The following is a 12,736-nucleotide window of genomic DNA, read 5'->3' on the forward strand; positions in this document are numbered from 1 at the left end:
TGATGGATTGGCGCGACTGAGCGGCACTTAACGGCCCATATTCAGCAGGTTAGGGGACTCGGTTTGGCTGGCGTTTGCAGAAACGTTTGCAGGTCACCCCACCAGCACCGAAACGACTGCAAACGACACCAGACCGCATACGACCGCTACCGCCACGCCGGGCCAGATCGATGGTGGTCGGGTCTGCTTTGGCTCACAGCCGGGCAGATAGTGGACATTATCGGACATGGATAACGCCGCCGCCCGGCTCATAGGTCAACGTGACAGTGGCCGCCCCTGCCAGCACGCCCAGCGACCGGGGCGAGTTAATATCGATGATCGGGCGGCCCGGCTTTCCAGCCACACGTCGCGCCCCGTCTGCGTCCCGCTGGATGGTGAAACCGGTATCTGTGGGGATCAGGGTCCAGCGGGTGCCGTGGTCCAGCCCGGCGGCGACCAGATGCTTACCTTCCAGCCAAAGACGCGGTTTGCCGCGATTCTGGCCGATCTTGCGTTGAACGGTGATCATGTCAGTTCCTTTCGTTTCGGTATGAACGTACATTAATTATCAGTGTACCGATTCGCAAGTAGACGTATACTTTTTTTTAGTGTACCACCGGAATCATGACTGATGATGAATGGACGGTATTCCAGAAGCCCGACGAACGGGCCAAGCTGGACGATCTACGCGCCAAGCGTGATGCGGCGCGGGACGAATACAATGAAGAATACAAACGCCAGATGAACCGCTGCACGGCCCGTAAGCGGCGATCTAAGGACGATTGACCCCAACCCGGTCCGTTTTCCGGACGGAATTGAGCGCACAGCCGCAGTGCGTGGTTTTCCGGACGGAATTGTCGGCACACCCGCAATGCGTGGTTTTCCGGTTACTAAAATTATTAGTAACCGGAATTGTCGGCACACCCGGTTCGGTTAATGCCGTTTGCGCGGCATTAACCGCCCGGTCCGGTCTGATCGATGATCGGTTTCGTAACATTACGAACCCCAGAACTCGGAACCTGAAACGGTCTGATCGATGATCGGTTTCACGGTAGTGTGAAGACGACCGAACCCCAGAACTCGGAACCTGAAACCGCGCCAGAAGCCGTTGTCGCGCCCGATACGCCCGATCCGGCCAAAACGGAATCGCCGGTCTGACACCGGTGCCAGACCGATCCAAGAGGGGTACCCCTTCGCATCTTCGAATGCCTGTTCCACAGAACAGGCATTTGCCATCCAAGAGGTATCCTCAGCGGCGTCGGAAAAAAGTCAGCCCAGTGGCGGTCAACCGCCACTGGGTCAAGTTTTTCCTGTGTGATTTCAAAGGCTTCGTCACCCAGTGCGTCCAAGAGGGGTATACCTTCGCATCTTCGAATGCCTGTTCCACAGAACAGGCACTTGCCATCCAAGAGGGGTATACCTTCGCATCTTGAGCGGACGGTTCCACAGAGCCGTCCGCTTGCATCCAAGAGGTATCCGACCCCTACCTGCTATCGTCCAGACACGCCTTGCTGCAAAAATACCGCCCACATGACCGCCACCTGTGGGTTACGGGTATGCGCCCGCCACAGCCGTCACAGGGCGTCACCCACGGGGGTAGTGGTGCCGCTGGGTTGGGAAGCCTCACCTGCACCTTTTCCACCCGTCTGGTGCGCTTTGACGGGATGGCATCACGCATCATCTGAAGCCGTCCTGACCGCCTCAGACGCTGGAAGGCACCCGGATAGCGGGTCTGGAACTCGTACCGACTGTCACAAGCGGCCAGCGCGGCTCGGATTGCAGCATCTGTCCATGGTGGGCCGGGTGGGTTATGGTCGTACCGTTTCAACAAGGTAGAGAGGCTGTGATGATGGCGAACGATGCGCGGTCGGTCGGTAGGGATTTTGCCCGGTGGTTGCGGTCGGTCCACCCTGCATCTGGTAGAGCCGGGCCAGATAGTCCGCATTCCGGTCCAGCAGATCGGACAAGACCGATGCAGCCGAATCCACACCAGCCACACGTTCGGACAGGATGGTCAGACCACACACCTGCGCCTGAACTTCCAGCATCCAGTCGCCACACCACCAGACGCTTGCATTAATCGGCAAGCCCAGCCCGGAAAACGGGTCCAACGCTTCCAGAAGACCGTCGCGTATATCGTCTGAAAAGCAGTCGTGCAGGTCACGCATCAGACAGCCTTCCTGCGGCTGCCGTAGCCGCTTTCCATGGCACGCGCCACCGGACCTTGCCCAAGCACCAGTTGGTTTGCGATTGAGGCTTCAGCGGCCATCACAGCTTCCCCGATGATGACGTGACGTTCGCCGCCCCGATCCTCAACACGGGCCGGTTGGCCTGAATAGTTGTGGATGGTGACCGGCGATGCAGCGACCCCCAGAACCCCGTTATGCGCCTGAAGCGGTACGATGGCTTCCGGGCCGCGCTCACCCATGACGCCCACACCACCGCCGGACATGGGGAACGGTGTGGCGCCATTGACCACGCCACCCTTGGCAAACGGTGTCAGGCTGGACGGGTCCAAATTCGGATTGATCGGAATGCCAAGTCCCTGCTGGAAGGCCAGCCCGAACATGGATTGCGGGTTTCCGACATTCATGCCCAGCGCCCGCATGATGGCGTGAAGGATCAGGGCACGCAGGGTCATCTTCGCAATGTCCTGAAGCACGGACCGGGCAAAGTCCCGGAAAGCGAATTCACCCTGTGCCAAGCTGTCCACGAACGTGTCGACGCTGTTGGCCATCACATCGCCCAACCCGGTCGCCATCCGGTCGGACAGGTCGACTGTCCGGGCCAGTTGTTCGTTAAACTTGGCCAGTTGTTCTTCGGCCCGGTCGATACTGGACCTGCCACCGCCGGACTTCGTGGATGTACTCGGTCCTTTGCCGGGTTTACCCACCACCGGCTGGCTCATCAGGCTGTCTTCATCCGCAAAGCGCGACCGCAGACCCTGCATGATCGCCCATTCGCGCGCGGCTTCCATGGCGGCATCGCGTGCCTGCTGGGTTTCCCATGTCAGGACAGCAGCCGCACGGGCCGCATTCATCATCTGTTCACCGACCAGCCGTTCCGCATCGGCCAGTTCCTTGCCCAGATTCTTGGCCCGTTCCATTTCGGCGTTCTGGTCTTTCTGCCGTGCCAGAAGTTCTTCGTATTTGGCCAGTTCTTCTTCGGCCCGTTGAACCTTCGCTTCTGCGGCTTCCACCTGTGACCACAGCGCATCGTCACCTTCGGCCAAACCTTCATTGTAGGCTTCCAGCGCGTTGTTCAGTTCCAGTTGTGCAGCGGCAATATCCCGGCCCAGACGCTGCTGGGTGGTGTCGATACCCTTGGCGGTCCGTTCGATTTGGTCGGCCAAGTTCTTGGATGCTTCGGCGGCATCCTGCATGGACTTTTCGAAGGCTTTGGTTTCTTCGCTGCCTTCAAACAGCTTCATACCGAACGCGGCCAGAACACCGGTGGCCACGGTAAAGGCAATGCCCCACGGCCCGGCCATGAACGAACTAAGCTGGTTTGCCTGTTGGCTGAACGCCAGCAACGCGTTCTGACCGCCACCGATCTGGACCAGAAAATCACCGAACTGAACGCTGCCCTGCTGCATCAGCCGCTGGTTGGCCGACAGGGACCGGTTCAGGTTGGCCGTCTGCTTGCCGAACCGCTTTCCGGCGGCCTGTGCCCGGTCAAATCCGACCGCCAGATCGGCCAGTTCCTTTTCGGCCCGTTGCAGGTCGCGGACCATCTTTTCCGCTTCCACGCTGAGGATCATTTCGTGCTGGGTTTGGATACGTTCAACCATAGAAGTCACTCCTAGAAGGTCCGCGCGATTTGAAGTCGCCCAGCTTGCCAAAGGTCAGCAACGGCATCGCCGCGCTGGCATGTTTCGTCTTGCCCACGGGCCGGTATGTGGGATGACCGCTGATCACCAGACGCATGGCCACGCGGTTCAGCCAGCCCGACTGTCGCAGCACCTTGTAGGTGGTCCAGAACGGTTCGTGATGGCGTTCGATCCGCCCGCCGTAGGGCACCAGCGGATACAGACGGATTTGTTCGAACTGGTCGAAGCGACCCAGCCGGGATGGCTGCGTGATCTGGCCGTCCACATCCATGGTGATGCTGAATTCATACTGGCCGGTGTCCCGGAACTTGCGGCTTATATCCAGCAGGATCAGATATGCCTCTTGCGCGGCCCGGCGCACATCCTCAAGTCCCGGACCTTGGGCGTAGGTGATGTTCCCGCCCAGACGAACGTTCGTCACTTTGCGATGTGGTGACCCATCCACCAGCGTAATCACCGGGTCGCCCGGCTGGAATACCTTGCCCTGTCGCTGGTACGTCTGAACACCAGCCGCAGCGACCCGCATGTGGAAGGTCCGCATACTGGTCACCAAATCGGGCACGACCTGCGCCAGAAAGGCCGTCTTGGCCCGACGCTTGCCCAGATCGATGGGCGGCTTCTTCAGCGGCCTGAACGGGTCTGGTGGTCGCTTGGCCCGGAACGGTTTGTATTCGCTTTGCGGGTAGTCCCTCAGACGGATGACCATCAGTGCACCCCCCGCTTATTGCCCGACACCTGGTAATTCATCAGACGGTCAATCAACTCGCGTCCATCATTGGGCTGGATGCCGGTCAGATGCGCGGCCAGTGCGTCCAGATCATCCGGGAACGGGTCGCTGCGCAGGTGTCCCCACAAGGTGCGGCACATGCCGGTCATGCCAGCGGCGAACATCTGGTCATCATCGATGGTCCAGATTTGGGTCATCAACAGACCCACGCCCTGTTCTATGACGGCAAAGTCATCCTGCATTTCGCCTTTCCAGTTCCTGTTTGATTGACCGGGCTGCTGCACCCAGACCGCCCGCTTCAGCATCGGCCAACCGCTGGCGTAGCTGGTCCATCGGTACGTCCCGCCAAGGACCACGGTCGCGCCGGGCATTTGCGGCAAGGTTGCGCTGGCTGGTCGTGGCTTCATCCATCAGGGCCACAGCCTCGCGCGTTCGGTTTCACTGATGTAGAGCGACAGGCGGCCCGGTTTGTTGTTCGGACCTTTGCCCTGCTTGTGGATCAGTTGATGGATGTTCTCACCCAACCCATCGGCAAACCCCCGAAGGATGGTGCCGCAATTGGTCGTCACCCAAGCATCCGCAAGATCACGCTGGTATGAGCCTTCGTGATTAAGAATTCGTGCCATCACTGTCCCCATATTTCTGGTCATAGGATTTGCCGATCAGACGCCGGGCCTTGCGGCGCATCTTGCCGGTCAGCTTGGCGCCGATCTTGGCTTCGATCTGGCCGATCACGTGGCTGATCACATCGGCCTTATCGGGCCTGTCGTCGCGCCGGTCTTTGGTCATGTCGAATGGCATGTCACTGCTTCCTTCCATGCCGATTCCACAGCCGCAATCTGGTCGGGTGTGGCCGCTGCTACATGCTGGACCCCATCAGGCCCACAGACGGCCAGTGTGCGCCGCCCTTGAGCCGTTCTGACGGTGCCGATCAGCTTGCCGCTAGGTGTGGCGCGTTCACAGCACATCTGAAGGCCGGTGGCGCCTATGTCGTGCCATCCCATCTGCATTACCAGCTAACTCCACTAAGGTACGCGCAGTTGTCTGCAATCAGGCCGTAGCTGATGGGCGTCACGACGCGCAGGGCGGTCGAATACGTCTGCATCATCGAACGGACTTCAGTCGGCGGTACGGTCCCGGCTGCGTCAGAAATGTTGATCGATCCGTCGACGGTTCCATCCATCGAAGGGGCGACACCATCCGAGTCAGCCATCGCCAGTGTCACAGCCGACGATGTGTCCACTTCGGGCAGATCACCCGCACTGACGAAGACCGACGCGTCCACCACGACGGCAAGATCGGACGGGGCGTAGACGCTATCCAAAATCGGAAGGTTGAACAGGGAACCGCCCCGGACTTCATCCCGGAACGGGAAGGTGTCACCGGACGTATCGGTCACCATTTCCAGTCCGGTCCGACGGTCCGTGTGCATCAGGACAACAGGGGCGCGATACCGGCCAGCCGATGCCCATGCACGCAGTTGTTTCCAGTCGGACACGATGTTTGCCATCGTATCGCCAGCAGATGCAGCCGTCGTGCGCCCGTTGGTGATCGATGCCGGACGCACTTGCGGGATTGCCGCGATGGCCGGGTTCAGCAGATCAGCATCCAGCCCGGCGGCCAGATCATCAATGATGAAGGTTTCCAGCAGCGACAGGATCGCCGGGTTCGACACCTTGATTAGTTCATTGCTGGCCACGGTGATAATCGCCTTTTTGAAGCGATTCATCGTGGCTGCACCCAGCATCCCCTGTTTCACGGGAATGGTTGCGTGTTCCTGCACCCAGTCGGGCGTCAGCGACCCTTCGTCGGACTTCGGACGGCGCGGGATGGTGATGGCGTTGGCACTGCCGAACGGGATCATCTGACCACGGGCCGCCAGTTGCGCGAAGACGGACACATCCTGCATCGCGCTATAGAACCCCTTCAGTTCCGTAGCGGTCAGGGACAGTCCCCATTCACTTTGGGCCGTGCCGGCCACCAGCGTTGCAGCCTTGCGCCTGTTCCACGCGTGGCCATCACCCGGTAGCAGCCGTTCCAGCACATCGTCCGGCTTCGCGCCGTGGTTCAGGTGCTTCGCCATGGCGACAGCAACGGTGGCCGCGATCAGCCGGGTGCCCCGCAACTCAGGTTCGCGCGGCGCCTTCGCCTTCGCCTTCGGTTGCGTGACCGTGACGCTGATGGGGCGTGCATCGGCTGCTTTCCGGGCTTTCAGTTCCGCTTCGGCTGCGGCCAGTTTGCGTGCCGTGTCCGGCGCACGTCGGGCCACTTCCAGAGCGTCATCAAAGGCGATGGCCTTCAGTTCATTGTCCAGCAGGGAACGCGCCTTGCGGTCCGCAGCGGTCAGATGTTCATCCTTCGGCATTTTCAATCCTTTCCATCTTTTTGGCGTGCGCTGCGGCCATGCGTTTCATTTCAGGCATGGTTATGGGTTTGTCGCCGTCCACATAATCGGCCAGTTCGTTGGTGATCTGGTCTTCGATGGCGTCACGCTTCACATCCAAGGCGCGTTCCAGCCGGGTTATGTCCTTGCGCTGTTCCGCGATGACCTTGGCCGCGTCGACCAGCATCTTCTGCATCTTCTTCGTCGCGGTCGCGATGCGCCGGTCGACCTGTTTCATCATGCTGGCAATCAGAGCGGCACCAGCCGGGTTCACGGCATCGGTCATCGGGTCATAGATTACCCCGCCGGTATCAGCCTTCTGGCCGGTCATGGGTTTGCCGTCGATGTGCGGCACGTCGTAGGGGTTCTGGCCGCCGGAACGGAACGGGTTTCCACTCATTTCTTCATCCTCTGGTTCACGTTGCGCAGGCTGTTGTAGGTGTTCCGCGCGGCCTTCACGCGGCCATGATCTTTCCGGAACCCGTTGTCAGAAAGCACATCCAACAGTTCGATCAGGGCGCGGGTGCATTCCAGATCAAGATCGGCATCATCGATCCGGTCTTCGGCCTTGCCAGCCACTTCAAAAGATCGATCCGCCATGCGCGACAGGCGGTCGTCCAGAGCGTCCAGACGGTCCGAAGGATGGCCCATACGCACCAGCAGGGATACGCGGCCCACAACGTCGGTTCTGTCAGTATCAATCTCGGTGCGGGTCCGGGCGGCATGGGCGGCCAGTTCCAGCACTTCCCCGTAGGTGCGGGTATCTTCAATCAGCTTTTCAACGTGCCGCTGATGGGCGTCGAAGTTTGCGGCAAGTTGGTGGCGTGCGCCCTTGGCGCCGGGCTGACCTGCTTCTTCATCGCGGGAAAGACGATAGAGCCGTTCACGCAGACGGCCTGTCCCTTTGGTCAGGGATTTCGCTTCACGGATGGCGCTGGTCAGATGCATATGTTGGTCCCACCTGCGGGTTGGTCGGTCCGGGTTCACTGGGTAAGCAGGTCACCCGGACCTTGAAAAGAAAACGGGCGATGAACCCCGTCATGCGGACAGGGTGGCAGCGATAGGTGATTCGCACAAGATATTGTGTTTTGGCCTTACTTTTTCACAGGACAACACAATATATAGCGGCTCTATATATGATGTGATACTTACCAAGCCCGACCGGCACGGACGGCCTTCATTGCGCCGGACCATCTGTCCAGACGTTCGGCGCACATCTTGCGGCCACACCAAGGCGACCGTTCGTGAAGTTTGAAACCCGGTGCCAGCAATCGATCACAGGCCGCACAGCACGTCTTGGCACGTCGGATGATTGTCAGATCGGCACGCTTGCCGATTTTGCCGGGCGGGGGCACTTCAGCTTCCATCCATCGCAGGTGCCTGTTGCAGTCGTTGGCGTCTGCCCAAAGATCGGGCAGTCGATCAAGCAGAAATGCTTCGTTCATATTCCCGAACCCACTGTTTGAAGATTACCTTGGCCGTACACATCCGGATCGGCACGATGATCGTGAAACCCGCACAAGAAATTTCGTGATGATCCGGCGGGTGGAAGTAATAGCTGGTCGGTGCGCCCATATATCGCGCAATCCGCCGACGTGCGTAGATGATTGCGTTCTCAACACTCGCCTGTTCGGCCAAACGGTACGCGTCCATCCGATTTCCACCACCAAGAGCCGCGTCGGAGCGGACGCGAGTCGAGTTGATTTTAGATAAGTTCTGCAAAGTTGCAAAGTTACGTCTGCAAAGTTGCTAAGTCGAGTTCGTGTCGTTTGAATCGAATTCTTGTCCCCTGCGCGGTGCTGGGGTCCAACTTCGACTTACGACCCACCCGCCCCCTACACGACAGCCCGGCATCGTCGGGGCGTTGGTTGGTCGGTGTTGCTGGTGGTTGGCTGCTGGTGGTTGGTCATTGGTGGTTGCGTTCAGCAGTGGCCCGGAACCCTACCTCTCATTTGCTGCCCCTCATTTGTCAGAGGGGATATATCGCATTGCCTATATCGTCACATTGCGTGTGGGGCTGGTGATTTGGGTGGTCACGTTGCAGTGACGGGGTGGAAACGGCATATGACGTGACGCTATACGATAGGCCGCCTGTTGGTTGCTGATATGTGTTCTAATCCTATATGTTTCGTCGCATTCACGTATGCATGTAGAATCTTTTCCATATATGGCAGATACGTGCATGTAGATTACATGCATGTAACTACATATAGTACTACTCTTATAAGGTTAACCTATTGTTATTATTAATTTTAAAAAGGTAATATGCTCAAATGTATTTGATCTACATGCATATCGAAAAGATATAGCACCCAAGCCGAAGTGACTTACATGCATGATTTACATGCAAATTTACATGCATCGTTATTCACGGGCATATTTCATCGCGCCACGATACTTTGCGCCCCAGATTTGCTTCTTGGTTTTCTTGAACTCCAACATCGCAAGCGACTGCTCTATGCGTTTCTTGGCCGCTGGTGTTTGCGTCTTTGCGTCCAACCCCAACAGCGCCATACACTCCGGAACGCTGGTTTCTTTCTTTTCGCCCAGTAGCGCGGACAACAGTTCGGCCCACGGGTCCACCGACACACGTTCTTTCTGGATGGTCCGTGCCTGTACTTCGTATGCATCGTCCAGATACCAGACTTCACCAGCCTGAAACGCCATATAGGCTTCGGCCCATAGCTGGTCGCGGACAGCAGTCAGGCCGGGAATATCAAACGTTCCGTCCGTCTTCACGATCCAGAAACGACGTTCACCGGCCTGATCGCGCAGATAGTCGTCACGGTTTGTCGATCCTGCGAACACACATCGGCGTGGGCGTCTTTTGTTGTTCCGGTCGTATGCGGCCCGGAAGTCTTCGACCCGCCGTGACAGATACCCCCGCATATTTTCCAGATCACCTTTGTGAACCTGCGTCAGTTCTGCCATTTCCACGATCCATTTACCGTTCAGGTATTCGGACGCGTCCTTGGTGTGAAAGTCGGGCAGATGGTCGCCAAACCAATCCGGGTTCGGGCACAGGGCGGCCAGAGCGGTCGATTTGCCGCGACCCTGCGGACCTTCGAAGATCAGGGCAGTGTCCATCTTGCAGCCGGGGTTCATGGCACGGGCCACCGCACCGATCAGCCACTTGCGCCCGATCTGGGTAAGGTAGGTCAGGTAGACCGGATCAGTATCGGTCACGCCGCAATACTGCCACAACCAGCTATTGATGCGCAGCGTGCCGTCCCACGTCAGGTTTCGCAGGTATTCCTGCACGGGTTCGTAGGTGTTTTGTATCGCGGCCAGTTCTACCGCATTGATTACATCGCCGCGCCCGATCTTGTGGAACAGGGTCGTCTGAAACCAGTGGTGGACGGCTGTATAATCACCGTCGGTCAGTTGTTGCCCCATCTTCGGCAGGCCGGGCAGGTTGCGGGTAAGGATCGTCCGATCATTAAACGCGTCGTATGCGAACCCACCGGCCCACAGATTGTTTCGCATCAGGGACGTGGCGACGTTTGCCATATTGGGGATCAGATCACCGTCCCGGCTGTAGGTGTATTCCCACCTGCCATTGTCCGCAGGCACCGATTCAACAATCTCGCCGGTCAACATGGGCATCCCGGCCTGTTCGGCCTGCTTCAGCCGTATACCGCTTCTGACGCGCCCATCCAAATCACCAGGTAGCTTGCCGCCATTGGCTTCACGCGCCCAATGGACCAGCTTTCCGAAGCCGGACGATCCGTCGGGGTTGAAGCCGTCCCACGTCCGCTTGGTGTAGTCCGGGTTGTTCTTTGGTGCCCGCGCCGACAGCTTTTCAAAAACTGGCCATCCGTCACCGCCCAGCGCATTTTTGATGGCATAGCCCAGTGACACCCATTCGTCATAAACCAGATCGTCATTCGGGATCAGGTCCACCACCGGCGCGACCAGATCGCGGTCATAAGGTTCTGCGCCCAGATTGGACAGGCTATCACCGGCCCCCATGTTGCGGGTCGGTTTGCCGCGTTTCCATCCACGGTCGACCGACACCAGAAGCATGTCTTCGGCCAGATAATCCATCTGTTCCTGCGTACATAAAGGCACCTGACCGGCGTCCAGATCACGGTTCCACTGATACTGCACGCCGCTGGGGTGCGTGCCGAGAATGACCGCCTGTGTTTCCGTCTGTTTGCTGGTCAGGCCCAGAACTTCGATCTGCATTTTCACATCGCCTTTCCGGATCGGATATTGCCGCTTCCGGATCGGTTCACCTGATACCCGAAACAGGACCAGAAACTTCGGCATGGCCCCCCATCTGATAAACCAGTTGCCGCCCGAGATTTCGTGGACCCGGTCCAGCAGTGCCTGTGCCAGCACATCGTCGGTAATATCCACGTCAAGGGCGCACCACTGGTGACCCATCTTCAGACCGACATTGGCGTTAAGGGTATCCCACCGTGCGACTTTCGCCTCATCCATCTGGTAGTTGGGCCATGCTCCAAGGCCATCCCACTTGCCACCATAAAACTCGCCGGGTGCCTTGCCGCACGCGTTCGGATCGATCAGGCTATGATCGTGCAGGGCCGCCCCCGGTGGGATGACGGGTATTGTTTCACGGAAGCCCGCGTCCCATGCAATTCGGTGCCACGCAGATTGCGTGACGGCTTGTTGATTTTTCGGACCGTGGCTATATTCTGTCATCAGACAAACCTTTCTTTAGTCGGTTGGGTGAGTTTATGGCCCCGGTGCGCAGCGATGCGTATCGGGGTTTTCCTTTGGCGACCCGCCCCCGGCCCGGTTTGTCAGTTAAGCCGGGGACGACTCGTAGCGTAGCTGAAGGGTCAGACCACATCCAGTCAGTCATCGCGTGGATGGGAGTAGATCGGGGGGATGTGGCCAAAATCGTCCAACCAGTGCGCCCCTGCCACCAGATTTCATCCAGCGGGTCACCGAAGCGACGTTGGACCGGCGTCTGGTCGTGCAGGATGGGCAGATGTTTGCCGGGTGGTAATCCCGGAACATACGCGTCGATGAATTCTTTGCTGGTGATTGAGACACCAAAGCCGAAGGGTTTTGGATTGTCAGTCATTGCGCCACATCCTCCTGCAACACCACACCCGCCAGTTCTTCCAGACGGCATGTCTTGTCGGCGCTGTAGTCGACATAGACGGCCAGAACGTCCACAAGGACACTCAGCTTCCCGGCATCTTCCAGAAAACCCGCATCGCCCAGATACTCAGCAACGCTGTGGATACCCCGCCGCGCGGAATGTAAAATCTCGTGGGCCGGGTGCAGTTCATCGTCGGTCAGTTCACCGTAAACCGCATCAACATCTTCCTGAAGGAAGTATTCCCCGCCCCGGTCCTTTGGGCAGTGCGATGCCCTGTGGCCATTCCCGACGCCGTGCCGGTGAATGTGACCACATCGGGTGCAAAGGAATACGAGTTCATCACCGCGTCGGCGGGCAATAATGGTTTCGTGGGTCATGCCGCTTCACCTTTGACGGAGTCGCGGTGCCGCTTGATCCAAGCGTGAACGTCGTCACGGTCGTAGAAGATTTCCCGCGCGACCCGGATCGGGACAGGGCCGGTCCCCTTGACCCGCATTCGGGCCAGCGTGTCGTGTGATTTGTCCAGCAGTGCGGCCAGATCATCGTCGTCATAAAGCGACAGGTCGCGCTTCAGGCGGCATCGGGTTTCGGTTGCGGTTTCGGACGGGAACGGGACGCCTTGCAACAGCAGTTCGGCACGGGCGTTGACGTCAAGAGCCTGCCACGCGGCATGAGTGCCGTCGTTGTAGTCGGGCAGGTCGGCACCTTCGGGTGACATGTACTTCGGTTCGGGCATTTGAG

20 protein-coding genes are annotated in these 12,736 nt (G+C 58.6%); 1 reads left to right on the forward strand and 19 read right to left on the reverse strand.

The features are described 5' to 3' along the window. Positions 1 to 93: 93 nt before the first annotated feature. Positions 94 to 228: a hypothetical protein gene (locus tag ACP15U_RS05535; RefSeq protein ID WP_425044142.1), complete on the reverse strand. Its 135-nt coding sequence runs from the start codon at positions 226 to 228 to the stop codon at positions 94 to 96. Further along, positions 218 to 508 carry a hypothetical protein gene (locus ACP15U_RS05540; protein WP_425044143.1) on the reverse strand — a complete coding sequence of 97 codons (291 nt, stop codon included), beginning with the start codon at positions 506 to 508 and terminating at the stop codon, positions 218 to 220. Before ACP15U_RS05540 ends, ACP15U_RS05535 begins: the two co-directional genes overlap by 11 nt. Positions 509 to 603: 95 nt before the next feature. On the opposite strand from ACP15U_RS05540, the gene ACP15U_RS05545 reads away from it, so the two are divergent. Further along, the gene (locus tag ACP15U_RS05545) at positions 604 to 765 is read left to right on the forward strand and encodes a hypothetical protein (protein ID WP_425044144.1); all 162 of its coding nucleotides are present in this window, start codon (positions 604 to 606) and stop codon (positions 763 to 765) included. A 210-nt stretch (positions 766 to 975) separates the two neighbouring features. Here ACP15U_RS05545 and ACP15U_RS05550 read toward each other — a convergent pair whose 3' ends face one another. From ACP15U_RS05550 to ACP15U_RS05630, 17 genes are all read right to left on the reverse strand, one after another. Continuing rightward, on the reverse strand, positions 976 to 1,215 hold the full coding sequence (locus ACP15U_RS05550) for a hypothetical protein (RefSeq protein WP_425044145.1): 240 nt from the start codon (positions 1,213 to 1,215) through the stop codon (positions 976 to 978). 572 nt (positions 1,216 to 1,787) lie between these two features. Continuing rightward, complete coding sequence (locus ACP15U_RS05555; protein WP_425044146.1) at positions 1,788 to 2,147, reverse strand: hypothetical protein; 360 nt, start codon at positions 2,145 to 2,147, stop codon at positions 1,788 to 1,790. After that, positions 2,147 to 3,769, reverse strand: a complete 1,623-nt coding sequence (locus ACP15U_RS05560) for a phage tail tape measure C-terminal domain-containing protein (protein ID WP_425044147.1) — start codon at positions 3,767 to 3,769, stop codon at positions 2,147 to 2,149. The genes ACP15U_RS05555 and ACP15U_RS05560 overlap by 1 nt, the downstream gene beginning before the upstream one ends. Next, the gene (locus tag ACP15U_RS05565; protein WP_425044148.1) at positions 3,762 to 4,514 is read right to left on the reverse strand and encodes a hypothetical protein; all 753 of its coding nucleotides are present in this window, start codon (positions 4,512 to 4,514) and stop codon (positions 3,762 to 3,764) included. Before ACP15U_RS05565 ends, ACP15U_RS05560 begins: the two co-directional genes overlap by 8 nt. Continuing rightward, complete coding sequence (locus ACP15U_RS05570) at positions 4,514 to 4,777, reverse strand: hypothetical protein (RefSeq protein WP_425044149.1); 264 nt, start codon at positions 4,775 to 4,777, stop codon at positions 4,514 to 4,516. Before ACP15U_RS05570 ends, ACP15U_RS05565 begins: the two co-directional genes overlap by 1 nt. Further along, the gene (locus ACP15U_RS05575; protein WP_425044150.1) at positions 4,767 to 4,946 is read right to left on the reverse strand and encodes a hypothetical protein; all 180 of its coding nucleotides are present in this window, start codon (positions 4,944 to 4,946) and stop codon (positions 4,767 to 4,769) included. Before ACP15U_RS05575 ends, ACP15U_RS05570 begins: the two co-directional genes overlap by 11 nt. After that, complete coding sequence (locus ACP15U_RS05580; protein ID WP_425044151.1) at positions 4,946 to 5,161, reverse strand: hypothetical protein; 216 nt, start codon at positions 5,159 to 5,161, stop codon at positions 4,946 to 4,948. The genes ACP15U_RS05575 and ACP15U_RS05580 overlap by 1 nt, the downstream gene beginning before the upstream one ends. Continuing rightward, complete coding sequence (locus ACP15U_RS05585) at positions 5,145 to 5,336, reverse strand: hypothetical protein (RefSeq protein WP_425044152.1); 192 nt, start codon at positions 5,334 to 5,336, stop codon at positions 5,145 to 5,147. Before ACP15U_RS05585 ends, ACP15U_RS05580 begins: the two co-directional genes overlap by 17 nt. 208 nt (positions 5,337 to 5,544) lie before the next feature. Then, complete coding sequence (locus tag ACP15U_RS05590) at positions 5,545 to 6,900, reverse strand: phage major capsid protein (RefSeq protein ID WP_425044153.1); 1,356 nt, start codon at positions 6,898 to 6,900, stop codon at positions 5,545 to 5,547. After that, entirely contained in the window at positions 6,887 to 7,318 is a 432-nt protein-coding gene (locus ACP15U_RS05595; protein WP_425044154.1) for a hypothetical protein, read from the reverse strand. The genes ACP15U_RS05590 and ACP15U_RS05595 overlap by 14 nt, the downstream gene beginning before the upstream one ends. After that, on the reverse strand, positions 7,315 to 7,866 hold the full coding sequence (locus tag ACP15U_RS05600; protein WP_425044155.1) for a hypothetical protein: 552 nt from the start codon (positions 7,864 to 7,866) through the stop codon (positions 7,315 to 7,317). The genes ACP15U_RS05595 and ACP15U_RS05600 overlap by 4 nt, the downstream gene beginning before the upstream one ends. A 200-nt stretch (positions 7,867 to 8,066) precedes the next feature. Beyond that, positions 8,067 to 8,363: a hypothetical protein gene (locus tag ACP15U_RS05605; RefSeq protein WP_425044156.1), complete on the reverse strand. Its 297-nt coding sequence runs from the start codon at positions 8,361 to 8,363 to the stop codon at positions 8,067 to 8,069. Further along, positions 8,341 to 8,571 (reverse strand): hypothetical protein, encoded by a 231-nt coding sequence (locus tag ACP15U_RS05610; protein WP_425044157.1) that lies wholly within the window; start codon positions 8,569 to 8,571, stop codon positions 8,341 to 8,343. Before ACP15U_RS05610 ends, ACP15U_RS05605 begins: the two co-directional genes overlap by 23 nt. Before the next feature lie 711 nt (positions 8,572 to 9,282). Continuing rightward, entirely contained in the window at positions 9,283 to 11,586 is a 2,304-nt protein-coding gene (locus ACP15U_RS05615; protein ID WP_425044158.1) for a VapE domain-containing protein, read from the reverse strand. After that, entirely contained in the window at positions 11,573 to 11,974 is a 402-nt protein-coding gene (locus tag ACP15U_RS05620; RefSeq protein ID WP_425044159.1) for a hypothetical protein, read from the reverse strand. The genes ACP15U_RS05615 and ACP15U_RS05620 overlap by 14 nt, the downstream gene beginning before the upstream one ends. Then, positions 11,971 to 12,372, reverse strand: a complete 402-nt coding sequence (locus ACP15U_RS05625) for a hypothetical protein (RefSeq protein WP_425044160.1) — start codon at positions 12,370 to 12,372, stop codon at positions 11,971 to 11,973. Before ACP15U_RS05625 ends, ACP15U_RS05620 begins: the two co-directional genes overlap by 4 nt. Next, positions 12,369 to 12,731 (reverse strand): helix-turn-helix transcriptional regulator, encoded by a 363-nt coding sequence (locus ACP15U_RS05630; RefSeq protein WP_425044161.1) that lies wholly within the window; start codon positions 12,729 to 12,731, stop codon positions 12,369 to 12,371. The genes ACP15U_RS05625 and ACP15U_RS05630 overlap by 4 nt, the downstream gene beginning before the upstream one ends. Positions 12,732 to 12,736 lie beyond the last annotated feature (5 nt).

The sequence above is a fragment of the Primorskyibacter sp. S87 genome, assembly GCF_049801055.1.
Taxonomy (GTDB): domain Bacteria; phylum Pseudomonadota; class Alphaproteobacteria; order Rhodobacterales; family Rhodobacteraceae; genus JBNAGF01.